General features: G+C 73.2%; 22 protein-coding genes and 2 pseudogenes. 14 read left to right on the top strand and 10 right to left on the bottom strand.

Annotation, left to right across the window (positions count from 1 at the left end):
- The first annotated feature begins 165 nt into the window (after positions 1-165).
- Positions 166-1,602, top strand: coding sequence for an aldehyde dehydrogenase family protein (locus C4U44_RS17090; RefSeq protein ID WP_235032142.1), 1,437 nt, complete (start codon positions 166-168; stop codon positions 1,600-1,602).
- 70 nt (positions 1,603-1,672) lie between these two features.
- Positions 1,673-2,755: a zinc-binding dehydrogenase gene (locus C4U44_RS17085; RefSeq protein ID WP_103886648.1), complete on the top strand. Its 1,083-nt coding sequence runs from the start codon at positions 1,673-1,675 to the stop codon at positions 2,753-2,755.
- Between the two features lie 21 nt (positions 2,756-2,776).
- Here C4U44_RS17085 and C4U44_RS17080 read toward each other — a convergent pair whose 3' ends face one another.
- Together C4U44_RS17080 and C4U44_RS17075 are read right to left on the bottom strand one after the other, a co-directional pair.
- Entirely contained in the window at positions 2,777-3,316 is a 540-nt protein-coding gene (locus C4U44_RS17080) for a DUF402 domain-containing protein (protein ID WP_103886647.1), read from the bottom strand.
- 32 nt (positions 3,317-3,348) lie between these two features.
- Positions 3,349-3,984 (bottom strand): TetR/AcrR family transcriptional regulator, encoded by a 636-nt coding sequence (locus tag C4U44_RS17075; RefSeq protein WP_103886646.1) that lies wholly within the window; start codon positions 3,982-3,984, stop codon positions 3,349-3,351.
- A gap of 74 nt (positions 3,985-4,058) precedes the next feature.
- Between C4U44_RS17075 and C4U44_RS17070 the strand changes: the two genes are divergently transcribed.
- Together C4U44_RS17070 and C4U44_RS17065 are read left to right on the top strand one after the other, a co-directional pair.
- Entirely contained in the window at positions 4,059-5,207 is a 1,149-nt protein-coding gene (locus tag C4U44_RS17070) for an acyl-CoA dehydrogenase family protein (RefSeq protein WP_103886645.1), read from the top strand.
- A gap of 224 nt (positions 5,208-5,431) precedes the next feature.
- Positions 5,432-6,046 (top strand): TetR/AcrR family transcriptional regulator, encoded by a 615-nt coding sequence (locus C4U44_RS17065; protein WP_103886644.1) that lies wholly within the window; start codon positions 5,432-5,434, stop codon positions 6,044-6,046.
- Positions 6,047-6,146: 100 nt separating this feature from the next.
- Here the strand turns inward: C4U44_RS17065 and C4U44_RS17060 are convergent, their stop codons facing one another.
- Both C4U44_RS17060 and C4U44_RS17055 read right to left on the bottom strand, forming a co-directional pair.
- Entirely contained in the window at positions 6,147-6,608 is a 462-nt protein-coding gene (locus tag C4U44_RS17060; protein ID WP_103886643.1) for a MaoC family dehydratase, read from the bottom strand.
- Between the two features lie 72 nt (positions 6,609-6,680).
- Complete coding sequence (locus C4U44_RS17055) at positions 6,681-7,826, bottom strand: LLM class flavin-dependent oxidoreductase (protein WP_200823279.1); 1,146 nt, start codon at positions 7,824-7,826, stop codon at positions 6,681-6,683.
- An 86-nt stretch (positions 7,827-7,912) separates the two neighbouring features.
- Here C4U44_RS17055 and C4U44_RS17050 point away from each other — a divergent pair.
- Positions 7,913-8,656, top strand: a pseudogene (locus C4U44_RS17050) (MmyB family transcriptional regulator); the annotation flags it as partial.
- Positions 8,657-8,687: 31 nt separating this feature from the next.
- Here C4U44_RS17050 and C4U44_RS42545 read toward each other — a convergent pair.
- On the bottom strand, positions 8,688-9,599 hold the full coding sequence (locus tag C4U44_RS42545; RefSeq protein ID WP_103886642.1) for a helix-turn-helix domain-containing protein: 912 nt from the start codon (positions 9,597-9,599) through the stop codon (positions 8,688-8,690).
- A gap of 147 nt (positions 9,600-9,746) precedes the next feature.
- Between C4U44_RS42545 and C4U44_RS17040 the strand changes: the two genes are divergently transcribed.
- The 8 genes and pseudogenes from C4U44_RS17040 to C4U44_RS17005 all read left to right on the top strand — a co-directional run bounded on the left by C4U44_RS17040 (position 9,747) and on the right by C4U44_RS17005 (position 19,862).
- Positions 9,747-10,760 (top strand): SDR family oxidoreductase, encoded by a 1,014-nt coding sequence (locus C4U44_RS17040; protein WP_103886750.1) that lies wholly within the window; start codon positions 9,747-9,749, stop codon positions 10,758-10,760.
- Positions 10,761-10,923: 163 nt separating this feature from the next.
- Positions 10,924-11,496, top strand: coding sequence for a YbhB/YbcL family Raf kinase inhibitor-like protein (locus tag C4U44_RS17035; protein WP_103886641.1), 573 nt, complete (start codon positions 10,924-10,926; stop codon positions 11,494-11,496).
- A gap of 144 nt (positions 11,497-11,640) precedes the next feature.
- Positions 11,641-12,390, top strand: a complete 750-nt coding sequence (locus C4U44_RS17030) for an SAM-dependent methyltransferase (protein ID WP_103886640.1) — start codon at positions 11,641-11,643, stop codon at positions 12,388-12,390.
- Positions 12,391-12,668: 278 nt separating this feature from the next.
- The gene (locus tag C4U44_RS17025) at positions 12,669-15,443 is read left to right on the top strand and encodes a penicillin acylase family protein (RefSeq protein WP_103886639.1); all 2,775 of its coding nucleotides are present in this window, start codon (positions 12,669-12,671) and stop codon (positions 15,441-15,443) included.
- Between the two features lie 190 nt (positions 15,444-15,633).
- Positions 15,634-16,422 carry an SDR family oxidoreductase gene (locus C4U44_RS17020; RefSeq protein WP_103886749.1) on the top strand — a complete coding sequence of 263 codons (789 nt, stop codon included), beginning with the start codon at positions 15,634-15,636 and terminating at the stop codon, positions 16,420-16,422.
- Positions 16,419-18,139, top strand: a pseudogene (locus tag C4U44_RS17015) (AMP-binding protein). Before C4U44_RS17020 ends, C4U44_RS17015 begins: the two are co-directional and overlap by 4 nt.
- A 58-nt stretch (positions 18,140-18,197) precedes the next feature.
- Positions 18,198-18,860 (top strand): TetR/AcrR family transcriptional regulator, encoded by a 663-nt coding sequence (locus C4U44_RS17010; RefSeq protein WP_103886638.1) that lies wholly within the window; start codon positions 18,198-18,200, stop codon positions 18,858-18,860.
- Between the two features lie 18 nt (positions 18,861-18,878).
- Positions 18,879-19,862, top strand: coding sequence for an NADPH:quinone oxidoreductase family protein (locus C4U44_RS17005; protein WP_103886637.1), 984 nt, complete (start codon positions 18,879-18,881; stop codon positions 19,860-19,862).
- Between the two features lie 84 nt (positions 19,863-19,946).
- On the opposite strand, the gene C4U44_RS17000 is transcribed toward C4U44_RS17005, so the two are convergent.
- From C4U44_RS17000 to C4U44_RS16985, 4 genes are all read right to left on the bottom strand, one after another.
- Entirely contained in the window at positions 19,947-21,038 is a 1,092-nt protein-coding gene (locus tag C4U44_RS17000) for a CU044_5270 family protein (protein WP_103886636.1), read from the bottom strand.
- Positions 21,035-21,694: an RNA polymerase sigma factor gene (locus C4U44_RS16995; RefSeq protein ID WP_103886635.1), complete on the bottom strand. Its 660-nt coding sequence runs from the start codon at positions 21,692-21,694 to the stop codon at positions 21,035-21,037. The genes C4U44_RS17000 and C4U44_RS16995 overlap by 4 nt, the downstream gene beginning before the upstream one ends.
- A 169-nt stretch (positions 21,695-21,863) precedes the next feature.
- Complete coding sequence (locus tag C4U44_RS16990; RefSeq protein ID WP_103886634.1) at positions 21,864-23,090, bottom strand: acyl-CoA dehydrogenase family protein; 1,227 nt, start codon at positions 23,088-23,090, stop codon at positions 21,864-21,866.
- A 6-nt stretch (positions 23,091-23,096) separates the two neighbouring features.
- On the bottom strand, positions 23,097-24,179 hold the full coding sequence (locus tag C4U44_RS16985) for a phosphotransferase family protein (RefSeq protein ID WP_103886633.1): 1,083 nt from the start codon (positions 24,177-24,179) through the stop codon (positions 23,097-23,099).
- Positions 24,180-24,352: 173 nt separating this feature from the next.
- On the opposite strand from C4U44_RS16985, the gene C4U44_RS16980 reads away from it, so the two are divergent.
- Entirely contained in the window at positions 24,353-25,669 is a 1,317-nt protein-coding gene (locus tag C4U44_RS16980) for a glucarate dehydratase family protein (RefSeq protein WP_103886632.1), read from the top strand.
- 55 nt (positions 25,670-25,724) lie between these two features.
- On the opposite strand, the gene C4U44_RS16975 is transcribed toward C4U44_RS16980, so the two are convergent.
- Positions 25,725-26,240, bottom strand: a complete 516-nt coding sequence (locus tag C4U44_RS16975; protein ID WP_103886631.1) for a gluconokinase — start codon at positions 26,238-26,240, stop codon at positions 25,725-25,727.
- Between the last annotated feature and the right edge of the window lie 173 nt (positions 26,241-26,413).

Raw genomic sequence — 26,413 nt, 5'->3', positions numbered from 1 at the left:
GGATCGACGGGATCGACGGGGATCGCGGGTCGGAGCCGGATGGCCGAGGGGCGGCGCCTCGGGGGTGACGTACGGAACGCAAGGGTGGCCGGGCGAGCACTGGTCACAAAAAACTATCGGCGCTAGTTTGGGGCCGGGTGCAGAGCGGCGAGGTCGGAGGACAGAGTGAACGGCGAGACGGAAACGGCGGGCGGGCGCGTCCACCAGGGGCGGGACGAGGTGTACATCGACGGGCGCTGGCAGCCCGCCGCGGCCGGCGAACTGATCGACGTCGTCGATCCGGTGACCGAGCAGGTCATCGCCCGCGTGCCCGCGGGCGACGCGCGAGACGTGAACGCCGCGGTGCGTGCGGCGCGGCGGGCGCTGCCCGGGTGGGGGGCGACGGCACGCGCGCGGCGGGCCTCGATCCTGGCCGGCGCAGCCGCGTTGATGGCCGAGCGCCGGGACGAGATCGCGGCGACGATAGCGGCGGAACTCGGTGCGCCGGTCGCGTTCGCCACCGCCGTGCACACGGACATGCCGACCGCGGTGATGAGGACGTTCGCCGAACTCGCCTCCGAGCATCCCTTCGAGGAGCGGATCGGCAACTCCCGCGTCTTCCACGAGCCGGTGGGCGTGGTCGGGGCGATCACGCCGTGGAACTACCCGCTGCACCAAGTCGTGGCGAAGGTGGCGCCTGCCCTCGCCGCGGGCTGCACCGTGGTGCTCAAGCCCGCCGAGGACACCCCGCTGGTCGCTCAGCTGGTGGCGGAGATACTGGACGCGGCGGGGCTGCCCGCCGGGGTGTTCAACCTGGTCACCGGGCTCGGCCCGGTCGCGGGGCAGGCCCTGGCGGAGCATCCGGAGGTCGACCTGGTGTCGTTCACCGGCTCGACCGCGGTGGGCCGGCGGATCGGCGAAGTCGCCGGCGGCTCGGTCAAGCGGGTGGCGCTCGAACTCGGCGGCAAGTCGGCGAACGTCATCCTTCCGGGCGCGGACCTGGCCCGTGCGGTGAACGTCGGCGTGGCCAACGTCTTCGCCAACTCGGGGCAGACGTGCAGCGCCTGGACCCGGATGCTGGTGGACACCGCCCGCTACGACGAGGCGGTGGAGATAGCCGCGGCGGCCTCCGCGAAGTACGTACCCGGCGAGCGGCTCGGCCCGGTGGTCAACGCGAAGCAGCGCGACCGGGTCCGCGGCTACATACGCAAGGGCGTGGAGGAAGGGGCGAGGATCGCGGCCGGCGGCCCGGACGCGCCCGACGACCTGCCCACCGGCTACTACGTGCGCCCGACGGTCTTCGCCGACGTCGACCCCGGGATGACGATCGCCCAGGAGGAGATCTTCGGCCCGGTGGTGGTGCTCATCCGGTACGAGGACGAGGAGGACGCGCTGCGGATCGCCAACGGCACGGTGTACGGCCTGGCCGGAGCGGTGTGGGGTGCGGACGAGGAGCAGGCCGTCGCGTTCGCCCGGCGGATGGACACCGGGCAGGTGGACATCAACGGAGGACGGTTCAACCCGAAGGCGCCCTTCGGTGGCTACAAGCAGTCCGGGGTCGGGCGGGAGTTGGGGCCGCACGGACTGCTGGAGTACCTCCAGACCAAGTCGCTCCAGCTCTGACCTCGCGCGCCCGGCACATCAGGGAAGACGACAAACCGACAACGCAGCCGTGAAGAAGCCAGGAGACACCGTGGTCCGCGCCGCAGTCCTGCCGGAAGTGAACGCCCCGCTGCTGGTCACCGAGATCGAGTTGCCTGCGCCCGGGCCGGGCCAGGTGCGGGTGCGCCTGGCGGCCGCCGGGGTGTGCCACTCGGACCTGTCGCTGTCCAACGGCACCCTGCGCCAGCCGGTGCCGGCAGTGCTCGGGCACGAGGGCGCGGGCACGGTCGTGGAGGTGGGGGAGGGCGTCACGCAGGTGGCGGTCGGCGACCAGGTGGTGCTGAACTGGGCACCGGCCTGCGGGGCCTGCCATTTCTGCGGGCTGGCCGAGCCATGGCTGTGCGCGAACGCGGGCGCGGCGGCGGCTGCGCCCTACGCCACCCGTGCCGATGACGGCAGTGCGCTCTACCCGGGCCTGGGCACCGCGGTGTTCGCCGAGGAGACGGTGGTGGCGGCGAACGCGGTGCTGCCGCTGCCCGAAGGGGTGCCGCTGGCGGACGCGGCGTTGCTCGGTTGCGCCGTGCTGACCGGGTACGGGGCGGTGCACCATGTGGCGCGGGTGCGGACGGGGGAGTCCGTCGCCGTATACGGGGTGGGCGGAGTGGGCCTGGCCGTCCTGCAGTCGGCCAGGATCGCCGGGGCGGAGCGGATCATCGCGGTGGACGTGGCGCCGGGCAAGGAGGAGCTGGCCCGGGCGGCGGGCGCCACGGACTTCGTGGTGGCGGGGGAGGACACCGCCAAGCGGGTACGCAAGCTCACCGGTGGCCACGGCGCCGACGCGGCGGTCGAGTGCGTGGGCCGCGCCGAGACGATCCGCACCGCGTGGTCGTCCACCCGCCGCGGCGGCCGTACCGCGGTGGTCGGGATCGGCGGGCAGGACCAGCAGGTGACTTTCTCGGCGCTGGAACTCTTCTACTTCGGTCGTACGTTGTCAGGTTGCGTGTACGGCAACTGCGACCCGGCGAAGGATCTCCCCGTCCTCGCCGGGCACGCACGCGAAGGGCGGCTCGACCTTTCCGCGCTGGTCACCGACCGTATCGATCTCGACGGGATACCGGACGCCTTCGAGGCGATGACCGCCGGGCGCGGCGGCCGGGCGCTGGTGGTGTTCTGAGCGGGCGGAGCCGGACCGCGGTCAGCTGACCTGGGCCAGCCACGGCTGGTGGGCGCCGCTGAAGGGACCGGTTCGTTCGGCGACCGCGGTCATCAGCCAGGCGGCGGACCGCTCGGCGGAGCGGATGACGTCGGGCGGGTAGCGGTAGGCCAGTTGGTGCTCCGCGAACTCGTCCTCGTCGACGAGGATCGGGAGTTCGGCGCCGCGCCGCCGCAGGACGTCGAGGTCGAGGTCGACCATGGTCACCTCGGCGGGCGAGGGCCATTGCGGCGGGGTGGTGATGTCGCAGTAGAGCTCGGTCCTGCGCGGGGCGGCGTTGAAGGCGGCGGTCCACCAGGCGTCGCGCGGGAAGAGGATGACGTGGGCTTCGGCCAGTTCCCTGTCCGGACCGAGGCCCTTGCGTATCCGGCTGTCCGCGGGAAGGCCGAGCCAGATCCCGTGTTCGTCCGCGCCGAGCCTGCGCATCCGCAGGTTCCAGTGCAGGGAGCCGTCGTACTTGCGGTAGTTGACCTGGACGAGGCCGTCGTCGCCGGGGTCGCCGGTTTCGTCGAGAGCGGGCATGGCGTCATCCTGCCATCGAGGAGCCGATGGGCTCAGCGGAACTGGAGGGCCAGTCCGTCGATGAGCGCGCGCAGGCCGGTCTCGAAGGCGCCCTCGTCGACCTGTTCGCGGTGGCCGGCCAGCAGGTGGGCCTGGCCCAGGTGCGGGTAGTCGGCCGGGTCGTACGCCTCGGGGTCGCCGACGAAGCCGCCCGCGAAGGAGCCGAGCGCGGAGCCGGTGACGAAATAGCGCATCAGTGCGCCGATCCGGGTCGCCTGGGCCGCCGGCCAGCCCGCCGCGACCATGCCGCCGAAGACCGCGTCCGCCATCCGCAGCCCGGCGGGCCGCAAACCGGGGCCGGTGGCGAGGAAGGGCACGATGTGCGGGTGTTCGGTCAGGGCCGCGCGGTAGGAGCGGCCCCAGGCGAGGAGGGCGGCACGCCAGTCCGGCCCGCCGTCCGGCGCGGGCGCGAACATCGACAGGTCGACCTGGGCGATGACCGTGTCGGCGGCGGCGTCGAGGATCGCCTCCTTGGTGGCGAAGTGGTTGTAGAGGGACGGTCCGCTGACCCCGAGTTGTGCGGCGAGCCGCCGGGTGGACAGCGCGTTCAGGCCTTCCTCGTCGATGAGGGCGAGGGCGGCGGTGACGATGCGGTCGCGGCTGAGCAGGGGCTTGCGGGGGCGGGCCATGCGGCACATAGTAGAGGCTTCCGGCAGAAAACTAGCGCCGGTAGTTTATGAGTCGGAAGGGCCGGGTGACCGCAGTGGACCTTGAGTTGTCCGAGGAGCAGGCTGCCGTCAAGGCGCTGGCCAGGGAGTTCGTCGACCGCGAGGTCGCCCCGCACGCCGCCGAGTGGGACCGGGCCGAGAGCGTGGACCGCGGCATCGTGAAGAAGCTCGGCACGCTCGGGTTCCTCGGTCTGACCCTCGGCGAGGAGTACGGCGGCTCGGGCGGCGACCACCTCGCCTACTGCCTGGTGACCGAGGAGTTGGGGCGCGGGGACTCGGCGGTGCGCGGCATCGTGTCGGTCTCGCTCGGCCTTGTCGCCAAGTCGATCGCGCATTGGGGCAGCGACCGGCAGAAGCGGGCGTGGCTGCCCCGGCTCACCTCCGGCGAGGCGCTCGGCTGCTTCGGCCTCACCGAACCGGGGACCGGGTCCGATGCCGCCAACCTCACCACACGCGCGGTGCGGGACGGCGACGCGTACGTGATCACCGGCAGCAAGATGTTCATCACCAACGGCACCTGGGCCGACGTGGTGCTGCTCTTCGCCCGCACCGGCGGCGAGGGGCATCGCGGGGTGAGCGCCTTCCTCGTCCCGCTCGACACCCCCGGGCTGACGCGGCGCGAGGTGCACGGCAAGCTCGGCCTGCGCGGTCAGGCGACCGCCGAGCTGATCCTGGACGCGGTACGGGTCCCGGCGGACGCCATGCTCGGGCCCGAGGGCAAGGGCTTCTCCGTCGCGATGTCCGCCCTCGCCAAGGGCCGGATGTCGGTCGCCGCGGGCTGCGTCGGCATCGCGCAGGCCTGCCTGGAGGCGGCCACCGAATACGCCGGCCAGCGCGAGCAGTTCGGGGCGCCGATCGCGAGGCACCAGCTGGTCCAGGAGATGCTCGCCGACATCGCCGTCGACGTCGATGCGGCCCGCCTGCTCACCTGGCGGGTGGCCGACCTCATCGACCGCGGACAGCCCTTCGCCACCGAGTCCTCCGTCGCCAAGCTCTTCGCCAGCGAGGCCGCGGTGCGCTGCGCCAACAACGCCCTCCAGGTCTTCGGCGGGTACGGCTACATCGACGAGTTCCCGGCGGGCAAGCTGCTGCGCGACGCGCGGGTGATGACGCTGTACGAAGGCACCAGCCAGATACACAAGCTGCTCATCGGGAGAGCGCTGACGGGCGTCTCCGCCTTCTAGCCCCGCCCCGCGGGGAGAGCCGGCCCTTGCCGGCCCCGTGTCAGCCTCGCGTCGGCCCGCATGCCCGGGGGGTCCCGTCCCGTGTCACGGGTTGACCTGGCTGGATCCGGTTCCTCGCGCCCTCGCATCCCCGGCCGGCTCGCTCGCCTAAGCGCTTGCTCACCCAGGACGGTAGGGTGTGGCCCTGTCGACCAAGTGGGTGTGACGGGTGTGAGGAGCGTGCGATGACTGCGGAGGCGGCAACCGGCGAGGCGTGGGGTGACATCACCCCCGACGCCGCGAGGCGGCTGGTGATCGCCGCGGTCGAGGCGTTCGCGGAGCGCGGCTACCACGCCACCACCACCCGGGACATCGCCGGCCGGGCCGGGATGAGCCCGGCCGCGCTCTACATCCACTACAAGACCAAGGAAGAGCTGCTCTACCAGATCAGCAAGGTCGGGCACCATCGTTCGCTGGCCATGCTGGAGGAGGCCCGCGACGCCGGCGGCACCGCGGCGGAGCGCCTGGCGGCGGCGGTGCGCGTCTTCGTCCGCTGGCACGCCGAGCACCACACCACCGGCCGCATCGTGCAGTACGAGCTCGGCGCGCTCGCCCCCGAGCACTACCGCGAGATCGTCGTGCTGCGACGGCGCAGCGAGGACGCGATCCGCACGATCATCAAGGACGGCGTGACGGACGGCGAGTTCGACGTGCCGGATGTCTCCGGGACCACCCTCGCGGTGCTGTCGCTGTGCATCGACGTGGCCCGCTGGTTCAGCCCGAGCGGCCGCCGCACGCCGGAGGAGGTCGGCGCGCTCTACGCCGACCTCGTCCTGCGGATGGTCCGGCAGAACGGCTGATCGTCGGGGCGGCCGGCCGAAATCGGCCGGCCGCCCCGACGATCCACCGGGTACCCCAAGTCCGGAGGCTCCGGCCTCCCCGGTGGGCGCTTGCCGCTCGCTAGAGGTAGAAGCGCGCCACCGTCTCGGCCACGCACACCGGCTTCTCGCCGCCCTCGCGCTCGATCGTCACCTGGGTCACGAGCTGGACGCCGCCGCCTGCCTCCGACACCTCCGCGATCCGCGCGGTCGCCCGCAGCCGCGAGCCCACCGGCACGGGAGCGGGGAAGCGGACCTTGTTGACGCCGTAGTTGACGCCCATCCGGACCCCTTCGACGGAGAACAGCCGGGGGGTCAGCGACGGGATCAGGGAAAGCGTGAGGAAGCCGTGGGCGATGGTGGTGCCGAAGGGGCCCTGGGCCGCACGCTCGGGGTCGACGTGGATCCACTGGTGGTCCCCGGTCGCCTCGGCGAACTGGTCGATCCGCTTCTGCTCGATCTCCAGCCAGTCGGTCCAGCCGAGCTGCTCACCGACGGCGGCACGGAGTTCGTCGAGCGACGCGAAGACGCGGGGCTGCGGCATGGTGGGGAGCCTCCTGGGCTGAGTAGCTGGTGTCCAAGCGCTTGCTCAGCATGATTCCGGTCCACCGGCATGTCAACGTGCCCGGGTCGCCGCCGGCTTGTCGAGGCGTGCCCGCAGCTCCGCCGGCTTGTCGAGCAGCGCCCGCAGCCCCGCCAGCCCGTCGAGCTGCGCGCGCTGGCCCGCGATGTCCGGTGCGGCGATCCGGAAGACCAGGTGCCGCGCGCCCGCGTCGACATAGCGGCCGAGCTTCTCGACGACCGCCTCGGGCGTCCCGGCGGCGTTCGCCTGGATCCGCTCCATCTCCTCCACCGGGCGGCCGTAGGTGGCGCGGGCGTACGCGTCGAGCTCCGTCCGCCCGCCGTCCGCCGCGTTCGTCAGCAGGACGTTCACGAACAGCGCGGGGGCGAAGGCGGCGTCGGAACGGCCCGCGGCGGCGGCCGAGGAGCGGATCGAGGCCAGGCCGGTGCCGTAGTCGGCCGGGTCGGGCGGGTAGGGCAGCCAGCCGTCGTACAGGCGGCCGGCGCGGGCGTGGGCGGCGGGCGTGGCGCCGCCGAGCCAGATCGGCGGGCCCTGCGGGCGGAACGCGGGAGTGGCGGGGGCGATGTCGTCGAAGTGCAGCACCTCGCCGTGGAAGGAGACCGGCCCCTCGCCGGTCCACAGCCGGCGCCACAGCGTCACCGTCTCGTCCAGCCGGGTGAAGCGCCTCGGCCAGGGGGTGCCGGCCATCGCGTAGACCGGTGCGCCGAAGGAGCCGGGGAAGCCTGCGCCGACCGCGAGGACCAGCCGGCCGCCGGACAGCTGGTCGACCGAGGCGATGGTCTGGGCGGCGGTCACCGGCGGGCGGAGGGCCGGCAGGAGCGTGCCGGTGCCGAGCGTCACCCGTTCGGTGGCCGATGCGAGGGCGGTCAGTGCCGTCAGGGCCTCGATGCGCGGGGTCAGCAGCGAGTCGGTCACCCACAGGGAGTCGAAGCCGGTCCGCTCGGCGCGCACCCCGAAGTCGACGACGTCCCGCGGGCCGTCGCCCGGGGCCCACTGCGCCAGCGGGGTGGGGACGAAGACGCCGAGCCGCAGGGCGTCGTCGTGCCCTGCCGGGTCGACGGCCGGTGGGAGGGCCGCACCGCGGTGGGCGCTCGGTCCCGGGGCGACGTCGCCCACCGGAACGGAAGGAGCGGACGGAGCGGAAGGAGCAGGGGAGGCGGAGGGAAGCGCATGCGTCATACGGCCGAGCCTGCGCGACCCGGTGAATGCCCTCAATTCCCGGCAGGGAATGGCCGGGTCGCGGCCTGAGCGGCTAGAACGAGGACGTGGACTTTCCCGAGGCGCTGCGCGCCAGCCGCAACCGGCGGCACCTCAGCCAGCTCGAACTGGCCTCGCGTGCGGGCACCACGCAACGCCACATCAGCTTCATCGAGAACGGCCGCTCGACGCCGGGCCGAGCGCTGGTGGCCCGGTTGGCGGACTCCCTCGCGCTTCCGCTGCGCGAGCGCAACGGGCTGCTGCTCGCCGCCGGTTACGCGCCCGTCCACCCCGAACGCGGTCTCGACGACCCGGCGCTCGCCCCCGCGCTCGAAGCGCTGGACCACGTGCTGGCCGGGCACCTGCCGTACCCGGCGATCGTCGTGGACCGCCACGGCACGGTGATCGGTGCGAACGACGCCTTCGGTGTGATGACGGAGGGGGCCGACCCCGCGCTGCTCGGCCCGCGGGCCAACATCCTGCGGCTCGCCCTGCACCCCGCCGGTCTCGCGCCGCGCATCCGCAACTTCGGGCAGTGGGCCAGGCACGTCATCGAGGCGTTGCGGGAGGAGCAGCGCCGCAGCCCGGACGTACGCTTGGCCGCCCTGCACGACGAACTCGCGCGCTATGTCCCCGAACCCGCGCCCGGTGACGCGAACCTGCTGGGCTTCGCGGTGCCGATGGAGCTGGAGACGGCGAGCCGGGGACTGCTGCGCCTGATGACCACGGTCGCGGTGTTCGCGACGGCGGCGGACGTGACGATCGCGGAGCTGAAGCTGGAGGCGTTCCTGCCCGCGGATCGCGCCACGGCCGAGGCGCTCGCGGCCGGCCCCGCACCGAGCGTCAGGGCCGAGCCGCCGGTCGCGGCCCTCCCGCCGACTCCGGCGCGGCCCGTTCCGGGCGTTCCCCCGGCGCCGGGCCCTCCCCCGGCTCAGGCCGCTCCGCGAGATGCGCCAGCAACTGCAGCCGTTCGTACGAGTCCGTCCCCGGCCGGGCGTGGTACGTGATCAGCACCTGTCCGGATGCGCCCGGCAGCGTCAGCTTCTCGTAGGACAGGTCGAGATCGCCGACCTGCGGGTGCCGCAGCAGGGTGACCCCGCTGGTCTTGAGCCGCACGTCCTGCCGGGCCCACAGCGTGCGGAACCGCTCGCTGTGCAGGCTCAGCTCGCCGATCAGCTCCAGCAGCCGCGGGTCGTCGACCCCCGCGACCACCGAGCGCAGGTAGGCGACGGTCTTCGCGGTCATCGCGTCCCAGTCGCGGTAGAACTCCCGCATCTCCGGTTCCAGGAAAGCGGCACGCAGCGTGTTCACACCCGGCGCGAAGTACGGACTGAGCGCGACGGCGACCGGGTTCGCGGCCAGCGTCGTGAGGGAGCGGCCGGCCACCAGCGCGGGCGTGGTGGGCCAGGTGTCGATCAGCGACCGGATGCCCGGGCTGACCCGCTCCGGTCGCGCGGCGGTCTGCCGGGCCGCGGGCCGTCGCGGCCGGGCGAGCGTGCGCAGATACGTCTGCGCGTCGGGTTCCAGGTGCAGCGCGCGGGCGAGGCTGTCGAGCACCTGGTCCGAAGGGTGCTGGTCGCGGCCCTGCTCCAGCCGCAGGTAGTACTCCACGCTGATCCCGGCCAGCAGCGCGACCTCCTCGCGCCGCAGCCCCGGAACGCGGCGCCGGGTCCCCGCGGGCAGGCCCACGTCCTCGGGCCGCAGCCGTTCGCGGCGCACCCGCAGGTACGCGCCGAGTTCACTCGCCGTAGCCATGCCTCCCAGCGTACGGCGGTGCTCGCGGCGCATCCTGTCCCCGCGGGTACCAGTGTCGGCAGGGTCTTACCGCGCGTGACGGGCCGCCGCATCATCGGCAGCGGAACGACGACCGGCCGGACCGCGGCCGAGACGGGAGCGCAGCACATGAGCGGCGAACTGGTACTTGTCACCGGCGGCTCGGGATTCGTCGGTGCGCACTGCATCGTGCGCCTGCTGGAGGAGGGCTACCGGGTACGGACCACGGTGCGCTCCCCGGCCCGCGAACCCGACGTGCGCGCGATGGTGAGGGCGGGCCGGCCGGAGGGGGCGGCGGACACCGGGGACGACCTGACCTTCGCGGTCGCCGACCTCGGCGCGGACGACGGCTGGGCCGAGGCGCTCGCGGGATGTGCGTACGTCCTGCACGTCGCCTCGCCCTTCCCGCCGGGGGAACCCGAGCACGAGGACGACCTGATCGTGCCCGCGCGGGACGGCGCCCTGCGCGTGCTGCGGGCCGCCCGGGCGGCGGGCGTGCGGCGGGTGGTGCTCACCTCGTCCTTCGGCGCGGTCGGCTACGGCCACCCGCAGAGCGACAAGCCGTTCACCGAGGAGACCTGGACCGACGTCGACGGTCCGGGCATGAACGCCTACGTGAAGTCCAAGACCCTCGCGGAACGTGCCGCCTGGGAGTTCGCCGCGGGTGAGGGCAGTGGCACGGAACTCACGGTGGTCAACCCGGTCGGCGTCTTCGGGCCGGTGCTCGGACCGGACTACTCCGCCTCGATCGCGCTCGTCCGGCAGCTGCTCGACGGGGCGATGCCGGGGGTGCCGCGGATGCACTTCGCGGTGGTGGACGTGCGCGACGTGGCCGACCTGCACCTGCTGGCCATGACCAGCCCGGCCGCGGCAGGGGAGCGCTTCGTGGCGGCGGCCGGCGACGTGATGTCCTTCCACGAGATCGCGGTGCTGCTGAAGGAGCGGATGGGCGAGGACGGGGCACGCGTACCGACCCGCGAACTGCCGGACCGTTCGCGGGTCGAGGGCGGGGTCACGAACCTCGACGTGATCCGGCACACGAGCAGCGAGAAGGCGCGCCGGGTGCTCGGCTGGCGGCCGAGGCCGAACGAGGAGGCGGTGCTGGCGACCGCGCGGAGCCTGGTGCGGATCGCGGGGGCGTAGCGGGTGGGCCCGGCGGGCGGGAGGCGTTCGGCGTGCGCCTCGGCTCCGGGTGGGCACGGGGTGAGCGGCGGGGCCGCCCGCGATACCGCCCGGTTACCGGCTGCTTCGTAGGCTGAGCCGTCCGGGGAGCGAGGGCACACCGTCCGCCGAACAGAGGATCACCGTGGCCTTATTGGGAACCCTGCTGAGGAACAAGCGCGTCGGGCAGGCGCGGCTGGCCTGGAACGCCGCCGCGCTGGCCGGACCGGAGACGCTGGAACTGAGCAGCGCCGACTTCACGGACGGGGGTGAGGTGCCGGCGGTCCACGCCCACCGGCTGGGCGGCGGCACGAACACCTCACCCGCGCTCGCGTGGGCCGACGCGCCCGCGGCCACGGCCCAGTTCCTGCTGGTGATGGAGGACGCGGACTCGCCCACCTCGGCGCCGTTCGTCCACTGCCTGGCCCTGATCGCCCCCGAGGTGACGGAGGTACCCGCGGGCGCGCTCGGTGCGGAGCGTCCGGGAGACGGGGTCCAGGTGCTCCGTGCGGGATGGGGGCGCGGCTACCAGGGACCGGCACCGCTCAAGGGGCACGGTCCGCACCGGTACGTGTTCCAGGTCTTCGCACTGTCCGCCGGGCTCACCTCGGCGGAAGGCGGCGCCCGGTTGGCGTCGGCGAAGCCGCGGGCGGTGCTGGCCGCGGTCGGTGGACCGGTGCTGGCCCGGGGGCGGATGGACGGCTGGTTCACCCGGTGAGCGGTTGACCGGTCCGCGTCTCCGGCCATCGCTTGCTCCGCACCCGCGGCCCCAGCGGAATTCGAGTGGCACGGCGGCTCCCGGATCAGGCACGATGCGCGGGTTCCATCCCCGTCGAGGGGACCTGCGAGGCCGAGGAGCCGCATGAGCCTGCGCCATCACGAGATCGCCGAGTCCGGGCACCGCATTCTCAACCCGATCACCGACGCGAAGTTGATGCTCCTGGGGGAGATCTGCCGGCTGGAGGAGGGGCAGCGGCTCCTCGATCTGGCGTGCGGGAAGGGGGAGTTGCTCGCCCGCTGGGCGCAGCGCTGGGGTGTCGGCGGTGTCGGTGTCGACCTGAGCGAGGTGTTCCTGACCGCCGCCCGGCTGCGGGCGGCGGAGTTGGGCGTGGCCGAGCAACTCGGCTTCGAGCGGGGCGACGCGGGCGCCTATCGGGCCGAGCCCGGGGCGTTCGACGTCGTGTCGTGCGTGGGGGCGACCTGGATCGGCGACGGGCTGGCCGGGACGATCGATCTGCTGCGCCCGGCGATGCGGCCGGGCGGCCTCATGCTGATCGGCGAACCGTACTGGACCGAACCGGCCCCGGAGGAGGCGTACGAGGCACTGGGGTTCGGCCCGGAGGACTTCACCTCCCTGGTGGGCACGCTGGACCGGTTCGAAGCGGCCGGTATGGAACTGGTCGAGATGGTGCTCGCGGACGGGGACAGCTGGGACCGGTACGTGGCGGAGCAGTGGTTCGCCGTCTCCGACTGGCTGCGGGCGGTGCCGGCGGACCATCGGGACGCGGCGGACATGCGGGAGTTCCTGGCGCACGGCCGGCGGACGCACCTGGAGTTCCAGCGCAGGTACCTGGGCTGGGGTGTGTTCGTGCTGCGGCAGGCCGCGGGGTGAGGCGGGTCGCGGGGTGAGGCGGGTCGCGGCGGGAGATGGGCCACGGCGGGAGATGGGCCACGGGGTGAGGCGGGCACCGTCGGCGCGGTGCGGCCCTGTGCGGTGACGTGTCCCGGAAGATGCCCGGGGGAAGCGCGGGGTCCGCGGGGATGTGGGTGCCTATGATCCGGTTCGGCCACGTGGGACGGCGGAGAATCTGAAAAGCTGACGTATGTTCATCTTCCGGGGAAGGTATACCGGCGGTAACCTCCGCGCACCGGTATCCGGAAGGAGCAGACATGCCGCTACGGACCCCACAACGGATCGGCACGCGGATCGGCAGGCGGATCGGCATCCTGAGAACCGCGGCGGCCGCCGCGCTGCTGGCGCTCGGCGCCACGCTGATGGCGCCGGGCGCCATGGCGGCGCACGCCGCCGACAGCAGTACCGACTACTGCGGGGGGCAGTGCTCGGACATCCTGCCGCCCGGCGAGAACGGCAACGCCACCCTCGCCGACATCCTCGCCAACAAGGTGCTCGGGACGCGCCCCGCGCACACGATGGACCAGCTCGGACCGTACTCCTCGCTCGCGACGGGCTACCAGGGCCTGACGGACGCGACGTTGAGCAAGTTCTTCAACTCGTCCTCCTTCGGAGTGCCCGCCAACCAGGTCGCCTCCGTGATCAGCCCGCGCTCCGACGTCACGATCACCCGGGACAAGGCGACCGGGGTGCCGCACATCAAGGGCACGACCAGGGACGGCACCGAGTTCGGCGCGGGGTACGCCGCCGCACAGGACCGGTTGTGGCTCATGGACCTCTTCCGGCACGTCGGGCGGGGGGAGTTGTCGTCGTTCGCCGGGGGCGCGGCCGCCAACCGCGGCCTGGAGCAGGAGTTCTGGCAGCAGGCCCCGTACACCGAGGACGACCTGCAGGCGCAGGTCGACTGGCTGAGCAACAACAGCGGTGCGCGCGGGCAGCAGGCACTGGCCGACGCGCAGGACTACATCGACGGCATCAACGCCTACATCACCTCGGCGAAGAGCAGCCGGACCTTCCCCGGGGAGTACGACCTGACCGGGCATGTCGACCCGATCACCAACGCCGGGACCATCGAGCCGTTCAAGATGACCGACCTGATCGCGCTCGCCTCCGTGGTGGGCGCGCTGTTCGGCACCGGCGGCGGGGGAGAGGTGCAGTCGGCGCTGTCGCTGGCGGCGGCGCAGCAGAAGTACGGCGTCCAGGACGGCACGAACGTCTGGGAGTCCTTCCGGGAGCGGGACGATCCCGAGGCCACCTCGACCGTGCACGACGGCAGTTCGTTCCCGTACGCGGGCAAGCCGGCGAACGCGCAGGGCGAGGCGCTGCCGGACCCGGGTTCGGTGGTGCCGGAGCCGCTGGTCTACGACGCGACCGGCGGGGCGACGCAGAGCACCACGAAGAGCCCCGGGGTGCTGCCGTCGAACCTCTTCTCGGACCCGCGCAAGGGTATGTCCAACGCGCTGGTGGTGAGCGGCGCGCACACCGCCAGCGGCCATCCGGTCGCCGTGTTCGGGCCGCAGACCGGCTACTTCGCCCCGCAGTTGCTGATGCTGCAGGAACTGCAGGGGCCCGGGATCAGCGCGCGCGGCGCGTCGTTCGCGGGGCTGGGGATGTACGTGGAGCTCGGCCGCGGCCAGGACTACGCGTGGAGCGCCACGTCCGCCTCGCAGGACGTGACCGACACCTACGCGGTGCAGCTCTGCCAGGACGACACCCACTACCTCCTGCACGGCCAGTGCGTGGCGATGGAGAAACTGGAGCGCACCAACTCCTGGACGCCGACGCTCGCGGACTCCACGCCTGCCGGGTCATACCGGATGCAGGTGTGGCGCACGGCCTACGGACCGGTGATCTACCGCGCCACGATCGGCGGAAAACCGGTCGCCTACACGCAGTTGCGCAGTTCGTACATGCACGAGGCGGACTCGATCATCGGCTTCCAGGAGCTGAACGATCCGGGGTTCGTGCACGACGCGGCGTCGTTCCAGAAGGCGGCGCAGGACATCAACTACACCTTCAACTGGTTCTACGCGGACTCCCGGCAGACCGCGTACTACAACAGCGGCACCAACCCGGTGCGTGCCGCCGGCGTGGACGCGTCGTTCCCCGTGTGGGGGACCGGTGCGTACGACTGGCAGGGCTGGGACCCGACGCACAACACGGCCGACTACACGCCCCCTTCGCAGCATCCGCAGTCCGTCGACCAGGACTACTACATCAGCTGGAACAACAAGCAGGCCCCCGGCTACACGTCGGCGACCTTCGGCAACGGCTCGGTGCACCGGGCCGACCTGCTCAACGACCGGGTGAAGGCGCTGGTGCAGGCGGGCGGGGTGACGAGGGCGTCGCTGGTGAAGGCGATGTCGGACGCGTCGCTGACCGATCTGCGCGGTGAGGACGTGCTGCCCGACCTGCTCCAGGTGATCGACAGCGCACCCGTGGCCGATCCCCAGGAAGCCACCGCCGTCCAGCAGTTGACGGCGTGGGCCGCGGCGGGCACCAAGCGGACGGAGACCTCGCCGGGTTCGCACACGTACGCGAACGCGGACGCGGTACGGACCATGGACGCGTGGTGGCCGCTGCTGGTCCAGGGCGAGTTCGAGCCCGGGCTCGGCACCGACCTGTACAACGCGCTGGCCGCCAACCTCACCATCGACGAGTCGCCGTCGGCCGGGCACGGCCCGACCGGCTCGCACGCGGGCAGCTCGTTCCAGTACGGCTGGTGGTCGTACGCCGACAAGGACCTGCGCAAGGTGCTCGGCCAGAACGTGCAGGGCCCGCTCGCGCACACCTACTGCGGCGGCGGCCGGCTCGCGGCCTGCCGGGACATGCTGCTGTCGACCCTGAAGCAGGCGGCCGCCACCCCGGCGAGCACCGTCTACCCCGGGGACGACGGCGGTTGCGCGGCCGGTGACCAGTGGTGCGCCGACTCGATCGTGCAGCGGCCGCTCGGCGGCATCACGGACGACCGGATCAGCTGGCAGAACCGTCCGACCTACCAGCAGGTGGTGGAGTTCCCCTCGCACCGCTGAAACCGCGTCGCCACCGCGTCGCCACGATCCCGGGCCCGGCCCCGCCGCATGCGACGGTGCCGGGCTTCGGGCTGCCCGCGGCCGCGCCCCCCGCAGTGCCCCGGGCCGGGGTCCGGCCCTTCCGCGGGGATGACCGACCGCTTAGTATGCGAGAGTCGTACCGTCGAGTCGAAGGAGACACGTCGTGGTCGTGGAAGCGCTGCGCGACGCCCGGGTGGTCGTCACCGGGGCCGGAGGCGGTATCGGCGCCGCGCTGGCCCGCCGATTCGCGGCCGAGGGCGCCCGGGTGGCCGTCAACGACCTCGATGCCGACGCCGCCCGCAGGACCGCCGCCGAGATCGACGCCGTGGCCGTGCCGGGCGACGCCTCCGACGTGGTGCCCGCCGCCCGGACCGCGCTCGGCGGCAGTATCGACGTGTTCTGCGCCAACGCGGGTGTGGGCACCGGAGGAGGGCCCGAGGCCGACGACGCCGCGTGGGAACTGGCCTGGGACGTCAATGTGATGAGCCACGTCCGCGCCGCCCGCGCCCTGCTCCCGGAGTGGCTGGACCGCGGGGCGGGCCGCTTCGTGTCCACCGTGTCCGCCGCCGGGCTGCTGACGATGATCGGTGCCGCGCCGTACTCCGTGACCAAGCACGGCGCGCTCGCCTTCGCCGAGTGGATGTCCCTCACCTACCGGCACCGCGGGATCCACGTGCACGCCGTCTGCCCGCAGGGCGTGCGCACCGCGATGCTCGCGGCCAGCGGCACCGCCGGGGACCTGGTGCTCGCACCGGACGCGATCGAGCCGGAGGACGTCGCCGACGCGGTGCTCGACGGCATCGCGGCCGAGCGCTTCCTGATCCTGCCGCACCCGCAGGCCGCCGGGTACTACGCCGCCCGCGCCGCGGAACCCGAACGCTGGCTCCGCGGCATGAACAAGGTCCAGCGCCAGTACGAGGAGCAGCTCGCGGCGCGCAAGGAGGGCGGACGGGCATGACGAGCTACGCCGACCAGCCCTGGCTCCAGCACTTCACCGACGAGCAGCGCGCCTTCACCGAGCACCCGCCGTCCGTGCTGCACAGCTTCCTCGACGTCGCCGGGCGCGTCCCCGACCACCCGGCGCTGCGCTACTTCGACGGCACGCTCGCGTACGGCGAGCTCGACGCCCTCTCCGACGGGCTCGCCCGCCACCTCGAAGAGCAGGGGTTCGCCCGCGGCGACCGGCTCGCGATCATGCTCCAGAACGTGCCGCAGTTCGCGGTCGGGCTGCTCGCGGCGTGGAAGGCCGGCGGCTCGGTCATCCCGGTCAACCCGATGTACAAGCAGCAGGAACTCGCCCACATTCTCGGCGACGCCGGCGCCGCCGCGATCCTGTGCTCGCGGACCGCCTGGCGGGACTACGTAGGGCAGACCGTCGCCGGCTCGCCGGTGCGGATCGCGCTGACCGCCTCCGAGTACGACCTCCAGACCCGCGACGACCCACGGGTACTCACCGCCGAGCGGCTGCCCGCCGAGGGCGGCCCGGGCGACGACGGTCCACGTGACGGCGTCGCGACGGACGTGCTGGCCGCCGCCCGCGCCTGCGCCGGGCCGCCGCCCGCGCCTGCGCCGGGCCGCGCCCCGCGCGCTCCGGCGCGGACCTGCCCGCGGCCGGCGACACCGCACTGGTCAGCTACACCTCCGGCACCAGCGGCCGCCCCAAGGGCGCCCTCAACACACACGGCAACATCTCCTTCAACGCCCACCGGCAGGTCCGCGTCCAGGGCCTGCCCGAGGACGCCGTGGTGTTCGCGCTCGCGCCGCTCTTCCACATCACCGGCATGGTCTGCCAGCTCGCCGCCGCGCTGGCCGGCGGCCACACCGTGGCGCTCGCGTACCGTTTCGAGCCCGGCGTGGTGCTCGACGCGTTCCGCGAGTACCGGCCGACCTACACCGTCGGACCGTCGACCGCCTTCATGGCACTGCTGGCCCGGCCGGACGCCGGCCCGGAGGATTTCGCCTCCTTCCGGCTGATCTCCTCCGGCGGCGCCCCGCTGCCGCCCGCCGTCGTGGAGTCCTTCCGGGCCCGCTCCGGCGGCCTCTACCTCGCCAACGGGTACGGCCTGACGGAGTGCACGGCGCCGTGCGCGAGTGTCCCGCCGGGACTGGAGGCGCCGGTCGACCCGGAGTCGGGGACCCTCGCGGTCGGCGTGCCCGGCCCCGGCACCATGGTCCGCATCCTCGACGACGACGGCGCCGAGGTGCCGTTCGGGCAGTCCGGCGAGATCGCGGTGACCGGGCCGATGGTCGTGCCCGGGTACTGGAACAAGCCCGAGGAGTCCGCGGCGGCCCTGCCCGGCGGTGAACTGCTCACCGGGGACATCGGCTTCATGGACGAGGACGGCTGGCTCTACGTCGTCGACCGCAAGAAGGACATGATCAGCGCGTCCGGCTTCAAGGTGTGGCCGCGCGAGGTCGAGGACGTCCTCTACACCCACCCCGCCGTCCGCGAGGCGGCGGTCGTCGGCGTACCCGACGCCTACCGCGGCGAGAGCGTCAAGGCGTACGTCAGCCTGCGGCCCGGCGTCGCCGTCGAACCGGCCGAGCTGATCGCGTACTGCAAGGAGCGGCTGGCGGCGTTCAAGTACCCGCGGCAGGTGGAGGTGCTGGTCGAGCTGCCCAAGACCGCCACCGGGAAGATCCTGCGCCGCGAACTGAAAACGGCGGCCGGATAGGGTCCGTACCGGTCGGAATGCCGGCCGGCCGACCACACGGCACGAGGAGAGGGCAGCGATGGCACGCAGGGCGACGAGCGGCGGCAGCGCCGGCGGCGGTACGGAACCGGGCGCCGCGACGGGTTCGGGCGCGTCGGGTTCCGGTACGACGGGTGCGGTGCCCGAGCGGCTGCTCGCCGAGGCCACCCGGCTGTTCGCCGAGCACGGCTACGACCGCACCTCCGTCCAGGAGATCGTGGAGGCCGCCGGCGTCACCAAGGGCGCGCTCTACCACTACTTCGGTTCGAAGGACGACCTGCTGCACGAGATCTACGGCCGGGTGCTGCGGCTGCAGACCGAGCGGCTCGACGCCATCGCCACCCGTCCGACCCCGGTCACCGAGCGGATCGCCGAGGCCGCCGCCGACGTGGTCGTCACCAGCATCCAGAACCTCGACGACACGAAGATCTTCTTCCGCTCGATGCACCAGCTCAGCCCGGAGAAGCAGAAGGCGGTCCGGGCCGAGCGCCGCCGCTACCACGAGACGTTCCGCGCGCTGGTGGAGGAGGGGCAACGCGACGGCCGGTTCCGGCCCGAACCGCGCCCCGACCTGGTGGTGGACTTCTTCTTCGGCTCGGTGCACCACCTCGGCACCTGGTACCACGCGGACGGCCCGCTCACCGCGGAGCAGGTCGCCGCGGAGTTCTCCGACCTGCTGCTGCACTCGCTGCTGCGGCCCTGACCCCCTGGGAGTCCCCCCGTGAAGGCATGGCGCGTCCACGAGACCGGCGAGCCGCGCGAGGCGATGCGCCTCGACGACGTCCCCACCCCGCAACCCGGCCCCGGCGAGGTGCTGTTGCGGGTGCGCGCCGCCAACGTCAACTTCCCCGACGCGCTGCTGTGCCGCGGCCGCTACCAGATCCGTCCGCCGCTGCCCTTCACCCCGGGTGTGGAGTTGTGCGGCGAGGTGGCGGAGACCGGGCCGGAGGTCACCGGCGTCGGCCCCGGCGACCGCGTCATCACCACGGCGGCCCTGCCCGGCGGCGCCTTCGCGGAGTACGCGGTGGTGCCCGCCGCCGGCGTGCTGCCGGCCCCTGAAGCCCTCGACGACGCCGAGGCCGCCGCGCTCCACATCGGCTACCAGACCGGCTGGTTCGGCCTGCACCGCCGGGCCGCGCTCCGCGCCGGCGAGACCCTCCTGGTGCATGCGGCGGCCGGTGGTGTCGGCAGCGCCGCCGTCCAGCTCGGCAAGGCGGCGGGCGCCACCGTCATCGGCGTGGTCGGCGGGGCCGAGAAGGCCAAGGCCGCACGCGAGTCGGGCGCCGACGTGGTCGTGGACCGGCGCAGCGAGGACTTCGTCGCCGTGGTCAAGGAGGCCACCGGCGGGCGGGGCGCGGACGTCGTCTACGACCCGGTCGGCGGCGACGCCTACACCCGGTCCACGAAGTGCGTGGCCTTCGAGGGCCGCATCGTGGTGGTCGGCTTCACCAGCGGCACCATCCCGGCGCCGGGCCTCAACCACGCCCTGGTCAAGAACTACGCGATCCTCGGGCTGCATTGGGGCCTGTACGCCACCCACGACCCGGCGGCGGTCCGCGCGGCCCACGACAGCCTCACCCGCCTCGCCGCCGAGGGCACGGTCAAGCCCCTCGTCTCCGCGAGGGTCCCGATGGAGGAGGCCGCGCGGGCGGTCCAGTCGGTGGCCGACGGCACGACGGTCGGCCGGGTCGTCGTCCTGCCCTGAACGGGCCTGCGGCGCACGGGAGTTCCGTCCGGCAGCCGCGACGAGGCGGGGTGCCGTCCGCGGACGGCACCCCGCCTCCGTGCGTCAGGGGCGCTCGCCCGGCCTGTCCACCACCCCCCAGGCGTCGCGGACGGTGGTCATCGCGACGGTGCCGGACGTGACGACCGTGCCCACGGACCCGTCGTTCCGGGTCACCACCACCCGTCCGCGGGGCTTCGCGGGTGCGGTGGGCGGCGCGGCGCGCGCGATCTCCGCCAGGTACGCGTACGTCGTCGGGTCGAAGAAGAGCTCCTGCTTGCCCTGCCAGCCGGAAGCGGTGGCTTCGGGGTAGGTCACGGTCACTCCGATCGCGGGTCGCCCGGCGGGGTCCTTGATGCCCGTCTCCACTCGTGCGCCGGAGACCGCCGCCAGTGCCCGGAAGAGACCGGCCTGCGCGTTCGGCGGGATCAGCACGGAGCGGTAGAGCACGTCGATCTCCCGCCAGTCGCGCTGCGCCGCGGTCTCGCCCGGGACGTCGCCGATCGCGTGCTTCTGGAGGATCTTCTTCATCATGGCGTCGGGGTCACTCGGCAGCGTGGCGAGGAAGTCGTAGAACTGCCGCTGCGAGCGGTCGTCGTAGCCCTCCTTCTTCCACTTCGCCTCCTGGTTGGGCCCGTACCAGACCTGGAGCTTGTTCGGGTCGAAGCCCTTGGCGCTGCCGGACGGGGCGATGCCGGGCAGGTTCGCGTAGCCCGTGCCGTCCCAGCGGGTCCACGACTCCGCCGTCTGCTTCGGGCCCTGGCCCATGGACGTGCTCTTCTCGTACACCCACTGCTTCGGGCCGGGCTCGGCCGCGCCCGACTTCTGCACGGTGGCCGCGGCCAGTTCGAGGGTGTCGGCGGAGGCCCGTGCGGACAGCACCTGCGGGCCGCCGGCGGTGGTCGGGGTGCGGGCGTCGTGGTCGGGCAGGGAGACGACGATCCCGCCGGTCACCGCGAGCGCGGCGGTGGCCGCGGCACTCATCAGGACGATCCGGCGCCGGGGGACCCGAGGACGCCGGACGGGGCGTGCCGGCGTACGGTCCTCGGCCTCCTGCCGGAACTCGGCGAGGAGCAGCGCCCGTTGCGGGGCAAGCCGGTCGCCGTCGGGGGCTGGCGCGTCGGCGCGCAGGGCGCGCACCTGGGACAGGTCGTTCATGCGAGGTCACCTTCCGCTGCGTGCGGGTCGAACGATTCGTTGAGCGGGCTGTGCGTGCCGGTCGCGGTACGCATCTTGCGGCGGGCGCGGTGGAGCCGGGACCGGACGGTGCCCACGGGGATGTCCAGGGCCTCGGCGATCTCCTGGTAGGTGAAGTCGGCCCAGGCGGCGAGCAGCAGCGCGTGCCGGTCCCCCTCGGTGAGCCGGGCCAGCGCCCGGGCCAGGGGCCGGGAGGCGGCCTGCGCGACGACGCGGTCGTCGGCGGAGCCGGTCCAGGTCTCGGCCACCGGGTCGTGCCCGGAACGGGCGAGCAGCCGGAGCGCCCTGACCTCCTCGCGCCGGTGCCGGCCGATCAGCTTGGCCGCGATGCCGAACAACCAGGGCCGGACACCCGCCCGTTCGCTGTCGTAGCGGGTCCGGATCCGGAAGGCGGTCAGGAAGGTCTCGGCGGTGATGTCGTCGGCGGCGTCCCGGCCGAGGCGCCGGGCGGCGTACTGGTGGATGGCCGGCGCGTGCCGGTCGAAGAGCGCGGCGAAGCACTCGGGTTCCTCGAGTGACGCCGCGATCAGCGCACCATCCGCGGCAGCGGCAGCGGCAGCGGTGTCGGCGCCGGGCGGCCCGGTCCCCGGGGAGGGGCGGGACGGCGATTCGGTCATGGGCGGTCCGGGTGGTCGCAGGGGCAGGAAGGCGTTGCACCCTGTACTTGCCGTCGGACCGGAAAAGGGTTCACGGGAGCGGGCCACGCAGGACTGCGGGGGCGCCACCGGTACCACCGATGATGCCCCCGCCGTTGTGCGTCGCCCGCTCCGGCCCCGGCCGTGCGCCTCAGGAATCGGACGAGGCGTACTTCCTCAACTCGCGCCGCGCGAGGGAGCGCTTGTGCACCTCGTCGGGGCCGTCGGCCAGTCGCAGCGTCCTCGTCGCGGCCCAGAGCTGGGCCAGCGGGAAGTCCTGCGAGACGCCTCCGGCGCCGTGCAACTGGATCGCCCGGTCCACGATCTTCTGGACCGCGGCCGGTGTGGCGATCTTGATCGCCTGGATCTCGGTGTGGGCGCCCTGATTGCCGACGGTGTCCATGAGCCAGGCCGTCTTGAGCACGAGCAGCCGCAACTGCTCGATCTCCACCCGCGCTTCGGCGATCCACTCCTGCACCACGCCCTGCGCGGCGAGCGGCTTGCCGAACGCGGTACGGGCCCCGGCCCGCCGGCACATCAGCTCCAGGGCGCGCTCGGCCATGCCGATCAGCCGCATGCAGTGGTGGATCCGACCCGGCCCCAACCGGGCCTGGGCGATGGCGAATCCGCCGCCCTCCTCACCGATCAGGTTGCCGACCGGCACCCGCACGTCCCGGAAGACGATCTCGGCGTGCCCGCCGTGGTCGCCGTCGTCGTACCCGAACACCCGCATACCGCGCCGCACTTCGACGCCGGGGGTGTCCCGGGGCACCAGGATCTGGCTCTGCTGGCGGTGCCGTTCCGCCGCCGGGTCGGTCTTGCCCATCACGATGAGGATCGCGCACTTGGGGTTCATCGCCCCGGAGATGAACCACTTGCGGCCGTTGATGACGTACGCGTCCCCGTCGCGCTCGATGCGGGTCTCGATGTTGGTGGCGTCGGAGGAGGCGACGTCGGGCTCGGTCATCGCGAACGCGGAGCGGATCTCGCCGGCCAGCAGCGGGTCCAGCCACTCCTTGCGCTGCGCGGGAGTGCCGAACTCGGCGAGCACCTCCATGTTGCCGGTGTCGGGCGCCGCGCAGTTGAGGGCGGGTGGGGCCAGGTGCGGGCTGCGGCCGGTGAGTTCGGCCAGCGGGGCGTACTGGAGGTTGGTCAGCCCGGCGCCGTGCTCCCCGGGGAGGAAGAGGTTCCACAGGCCCTGCGACCGGGCCTCGGCCTTGAGCTGCTCGACGATCGGCGGGGCGGTCCAGCGGTCGTCGCCGGTCGCCTGCTCGCGCTGCTCCTCGAAGACCGGCTCCGCCGGGAGGACGTGCTGGTCGAGGAACGCCGAGAGCCTGGTGCGCAGTTCCTCGGTCCTGGTGTCGTAGCCGAAGTCCATGGGTGCTCAGTCCTCGTCTCGGGTGGTGGGGTTCTCCGCAGGCTGCCGAGGCGCGGTGTGCGGCGCCGACCGGCCCAGCGTGCGCAGGCCGCGGTCGATGAAGACCGGGACGACGGTCCCGATGCGGTCGAACCCGGCGCCGACGGTCTGGCCGAGGGTCCACCGGTAGTGGATGCCCTCCAGGATGACGGCGAGCTTGAAGAAGGCGAAGGCGGTGTACCAGTCGACCGCCGCGACGTCCCGGCCGGAGCGCTCGGCGTAGCGGGCGACGATCTCGGCGGAGGTGGGGTGGCCGGGGGCGCCGCCGGTGGTGGGCGCGGAGAGCAGGTCGCTGCTGCGCTGCTCGGTGTACATCACCAGCAGCCCGAGGTCGGTGAGCGGGTCGCCGAGGGTGGACATCTCCCAGTCCAGGACGGCGGTGAGCCGGCCGCCGTCGTCGATCAGCACGTTGTCCAGGCGGTAGTCGCCGTGCACGATCGTGGGGGTGGGGGAGGCGGGCAGCGCCCGGCCGAGGGCGGCGTGCAGCTCGTCCACGCCGGGCAGGTCGCGGCTGCGGGAGGCGTCCAGCTGCTTGCCCCAGCGCCGCAACTGCCGGTCCAGGAAGCCCTCGGGGCGTCCGAAGTCGGCCAGGCCGACGGCCGCCGGGTCCACCGCGTGCAGGTCCACCAGGGTGTCGACCAGGGTGTGCACGGCGGCCCGGGTCCGCTCGGGCCCGATCTCCCGCAGCTGGTCCTCGCTGCGGTACGGGGTGCCGGGCACGAACTCCATCACGTAGAAGGGCGCCCCGATGACCTCCGGGTCGTCGCAGTGCAGCAGGGTCCGCGGCACCGGGACGGGAGTGCCGGCCAGCGCGCTGATCACCCGGTGCTCGCGGCCCATGTCGTGCGCGGTGGCCAGCACGTGGCCGAGCGGCGGCCGCCGTACCACCCAGGTCCCGGTCCCGTCGGTGACGCGGTAGGTGAGGTTGGAGCGACCGCCCTCCAGCAGCTCGGCCCGCAGCTCGCCCCGGGCCAGCCCGGGGTGCTCCCGCTCCAGGTGGCGGCGCAGGCGGTCGAGGTCCAGGCCCGGGGGATCGGCGGGTGCACTCATACGCCGATCGTACCGACTGGTCGGTATGCAGTCCAGTTCCCCGGCTGTCCCGGCCGTACCGGAGGTCTCCCGGGCCCCGGTGGTACGGCCGGCGCGTGCGGCCCCCACCCGCACATTGACGGTCGGGCGCCCCCCGCCTACGCTCAGATCTTATGGGTGAACATGATTCATATATGCAGACAGCGGATGGGGCGGCGACCCCGTCCTCGGCGGCCATCGCCGAGGTGCGGCTGACCCCCATCCTGATCGCCGATCCGCCGCTGCTCAACACCCAGGGGGTCCACCAGCCCTACACCCCCCGTCTGATCATCGAGGTGGTCACCGCCGACGGCACCACCGGTGTCGGCGAGACCTACGGCGACAGCCGCTACCTCGACCTGGCCGCGCCGCTGGCCAAGGCGCTGCCCGGCCACCGGATCAGCGACCTGAACGGGCTGTTCACCCTCGCCGAGCGGGTCTGCGGTGAGCCCGGTGACGTGTCCGACTCCGTCGACCTCGGCGGCCTGCGCGGCGTGCAGACCGCGGACAAGCTCCGGCTGTCGGTCATCTCCGGCTTCGAGGTGGCCTGCCTCGACGCGCTCGGCAAGACCCTCGGACTGCCCGTGCACGCGCTGCTCGGCGGCAAGGTCCGCGACGCCGTCGACTACAGCGCCTACCTCTTCTACCGGCTTGCCGAGCACCCGCAGGGCGCCGGCGAGCCCGACGACTGGGGCGCCGCCCTCGACCCGGCCGGCGTCGTGGCCCAGGCCCGCCGGTTCGCCGACATCTACGGCTTCGGCTCCTTCAAGCTCAAGGGCGGCGTCTTCCCGCCCGAGCAGGAGATCGCCGCGGTCCGCGCGCTCGCCGAGGCGTTCCCCGGCAAGCCGCTGCGGCTGGACCCCAACGGGGCCTGGTCTGTGGCGACTTCGCTGGAGGTCGCGCGCGAGCTGGCGGACGTCCTGGAGTACCTGGAGGACCCGGCGAGCAGCACCGACCGGATGGCCGAGGTGGCCGCCGGCACGGACGTGCCGCTGGCCACCAACATGTGCGTGACGACGGTCCCCGAGATCCGGGAGGCGTTCACCCGCGGCGCCGTGCAGGTGGTGCTCTCCGATCACCACTACTGGGGCGGGCTGCGCAGGACCCAGCAACTCGCCGCCATCTGCGGTGCCTTCGGGGTGGGCCTGTCCATGCACTCCAACACCCACCTGGGCATCAGCCTGGCGGCGATGACCCACGTCGCGGCGACCGTGCCCAACCTCGACTACGCCTGCGACACGCACTACCCGTGGCAGACCGAGGACGTCATCACCGAGCGGCACGTCTTCGAGGACGGCCGGCTCGCCGTCTGCGACCGCCCCGGCCTGGGCGTCACACTCGACCCTGCCGCCCTCGCGGCCCTGCACCAGCGCTGGCTGGACGACGACGGCACCCTGCGCGACCGCGACGACGCCGCCGCGATGCGCAAGGCCGACCCGTCCTGGCGCACCCCGTCCGTGCCGCGCTGGTAGCCCGCGCCACGGAGACCGGCGGGCCCGACCGTGTCGGGGGGCGGGCCCGCCCCGGTCAGCGGGGGAGCGCGGCCAGAATCCGCTCCACGGTCCGCTCCGCCTCGCCGTCGATCGGCACGACCATGCCCGCCTCACCCGGCTCCAGCGGTTCCAGCGCCTCGAACTGCGAGGCCAGCAGCGCCGGCGGCATGAAGTGGCCGGTGCGGGCGCCGAGCCGGGCGGCGACCAGCTCCGGCGATCCGTCCAGGTGCACGAACACCACCCCGGGGGCCGCGGCCCGCAGCCGGTCGCGGTAACGCCGCCGCAGCGCCGAACAGCTCACCACGCCGCCGCGCGCCCCCCGCCCGGCCAGCCATCCCGCTATCGTGTCCAGCCAGGGCGCACGGTCGTCGTCGTCCAGCGGCCGGCCCGCCGCCATCTTGGCGATGTTCGCCGCCGGGTGGAAGTCGTCGGCCTCGGCGTACGGCACGCCCAGCCGCGCGGCCAGCATGCCGCCGATCGTCGTCTTGCCCGACCCGGACACCCCCATGACCACGATCAGGGGCAACGGTGCGGCTGGTTCTGCTGTCATGCGCCCACTGAACACGTATCCGTGCCGCGCGTTCAAGTTCGACGAGGTCCGAAGGGTGCCGGGACGGCCGGCGGCCGCTCACGGGGTGCGGCCGGGGGGTGGGCAACCGGCCGCGTTCCGGGGGCCGTTCCCCGGGAAAAGGAGTGTCGCCGGATCGGGCCCGGGTGCTGCAA

The organism is Actinacidiphila yanglinensis (genome assembly GCF_900107965.1).
GTDB classification, from domain to species: Bacteria; Actinomycetota; Actinomycetes; order Streptomycetales; family Streptomycetaceae; genus Actinacidiphila; species Actinacidiphila yanglinensis.
Note: the sequence above shows the minus strand (reverse complement) of the source record. Positions and strands in the feature narration are given on the sequence as shown.

Excerpts from the sequence above, each read along its gene's own strand:
- C4U44_RS17080 (WP_103886647.1), bottom strand. The coding sequence starts at position 3,316 with ATGCCCGCTCTCGACGAAACCGGCGACCCCGGCGACGACGGCCTCGTC.
- C4U44_RS17075 (WP_103886646.1), bottom strand. The coding sequence starts at position 3,984 with ATGGCCCGCCCCCGCAAGCCCCTGCTCAGCCGCGACCGCATCGTCACC.
- C4U44_RS17065 (WP_103886644.1), top strand. The coding sequence starts at position 5,432 with ATGACTGCGGAGGCGGCAACCGGCGAGGCGTGGGGTGACATCACCCCC.
- C4U44_RS17060 (WP_103886643.1), bottom strand. The coding sequence starts at position 6,608 with ATGCCGCAGCCCCGCGTCTTCGCGTCGCTCGACGAACTCCGTGCCGCC.
- C4U44_RS17055 (WP_200823279.1), bottom strand. The coding sequence starts at position 7,826 with ATGACGCATGCGCTTCCCTCCGCCTCCCCTGCTCCTTCCGCTCCGTCC.
- C4U44_RS42545 (WP_103886642.1), bottom strand. The coding sequence starts at position 9,599 with ATGGCTACGGCGAGTGAACTCGGCGCGTACCTGCGGGTGCGCCGCGAA.
- C4U44_RS17040 (WP_103886750.1), top strand. The coding sequence starts at position 9,747 with ATGAGCGGCGAACTGGTACTTGTCACCGGCGGCTCGGGATTCGTCGGT.
- C4U44_RS17030 (WP_103886640.1), top strand. The coding sequence starts at position 11,641 with ATGAGCCTGCGCCATCACGAGATCGCCGAGTCCGGGCACCGCATTCTC.
- C4U44_RS17025 (WP_103886639.1), top strand. The coding sequence starts at position 12,669 with ATGCCGCTACGGACCCCACAACGGATCGGCACGCGGATCGGCAGGCGG.
- C4U44_RS17010 (WP_103886638.1), top strand. The coding sequence starts at position 18,198 with ATGGCACGCAGGGCGACGAGCGGCGGCAGCGCCGGCGGCGGTACGGAA.
- C4U44_RS17000 (WP_103886636.1), bottom strand. The coding sequence starts at position 21,038 with ATGAACGACCTGTCCCAGGTGCGCGCCCTGCGCGCCGACGCGCCAGCC.
- C4U44_RS16995 (WP_103886635.1), bottom strand. The coding sequence starts at position 21,694 with ATGACCGAATCGCCGTCCCGCCCCTCCCCGGGGACCGGGCCGCCCGGC.
- C4U44_RS16990 (WP_103886634.1), bottom strand. The coding sequence starts at position 23,090 with ATGGACTTCGGCTACGACACCAGGACCGAGGAACTGCGCACCAGGCTC.
- C4U44_RS16985 (WP_103886633.1), bottom strand. The coding sequence starts at position 24,179 with ATGAGTGCACCCGCCGATCCCCCGGGCCTGGACCTCGACCGCCTGCGC.
- C4U44_RS16980 (WP_103886632.1), top strand. The coding sequence starts at position 24,353 with ATGCAGACAGCGGATGGGGCGGCGACCCCGTCCTCGGCGGCCATCGCC.
- C4U44_RS16975 (WP_103886631.1), bottom strand. The coding sequence starts at position 26,240 with ATGACAGCAGAACCAGCCGCACCGTTGCCCCTGATCGTGGTCATGGGG.